General features: G+C 49.6%; 1 protein-coding gene. It reads right to left on the bottom strand.

What is annotated here, in order from left to right:
• Positions 1 to 109: 109 nt before the first annotated feature.
• Positions 110 to 1057, bottom strand: coding sequence for a tyrosine-type recombinase/integrase (locus PEL01S_RS34195; protein ID WP_127463372.1), 948 nt, complete (start codon positions 1055 to 1057; stop codon positions 110 to 112).
• Between the last annotated feature and the right edge of the window lie 18 nt (positions 1058 to 1075).

Genomic DNA, 1075 nt, shown 5'->3' with positions numbered 1-1075 from the left:
ACATTTATTTATGAAATTCATACTATTTCTACAAATATTTCTTTTTTGTATTATAGTCAATATTAACCAATGAAACAAGAGAATAATGGAAAAACATAGGATGAAATGCCTATAAGCTATCTTTGAAGCAGTCTTCGACATAGTCGGGGGCCGCTTTTTTTATTTGCTGGACCGTGTGGAGATAGCGCTGTGTGGTGTTGATGTGCGTATGCCCGAGCGACTCCTGCACCTGCTGCAAGGAAGCGCCGCGCAGGAGGGCGAGAGTCGCGTTCGTGTGGCGGAGCCAGTGAGGGGTCGCTTTTTTCTCCATACCGCATTGCTCACGGGCTTTCTTGATAATTTTCTCGACAATGCGGACGGACAAAGGGAACAGCTTGTCCTCCGGCCCGGACGGCTCCGGCTTTGTTGCATCATAAGCCTGAAGCAGCGTCCACAGCATATGCGGCACCTTGACTTCACGTTCTTTATCGCCTTTGCCACGAATCGTAAGCCACATTGAAGCGCCTTCGGGGTCCGTGTGAAAATGATTCCATTGAATCGAAACCAGCTCCGATACCCGGATGCCGAGCAGCACCAGCGTGACCCCGATGACGTAATCGCGCAGCCCTTGCTGCTTTAACTGCTCGAACAAACGAAGTACTTCGGCCTTCGTCAAATAATGATTTTTGCTGTTCACGGGGATTTTCGGGATGCGGATGCAGGTGGTCGGATTATGTTTGAACATGCCGATGTTCGGGTCGCTGCCCCACTTGTAAAGCGAGCGCAGAGGCGCGATATGTATGGCTACCGTTGCCGGAGCTTGAGGCTTGTTCGCGCGGCTTAACAGCCCTTCCAGCAAGCCGATTTTATAGACCTCGATTTCCCGCCAGGTTACGTCCTGTAAGGATTTATCGCTGATAAAACGGCGGAATTTGGCGATCGCATTGCGGTAATTTCTCATCGTATACGGGGATCGGGAGCAAGTCGTCAGGAACATGTTGACGATTTGTTCGTCCGTATATTTTTCGGTTGGTTTCCATTGTTCGGGAAGATGGATTTGAGCGAGCAGGGTTTGCATAGGGTCTCCTTTCTTTTT

Origin of the sequence: Paenibacillus elgii NBRC 100335, from assembly GCF_004000865.1 — a bacterium.
Classification (GTDB): Bacteria; Bacillota; Bacilli; order Paenibacillales; family NBRC-103111; genus Paenibacillus_G; species Paenibacillus_G elgii.
Note: the sequence above shows the minus strand (reverse complement) of the source record. Positions and strands in the feature narration are given on the sequence as shown.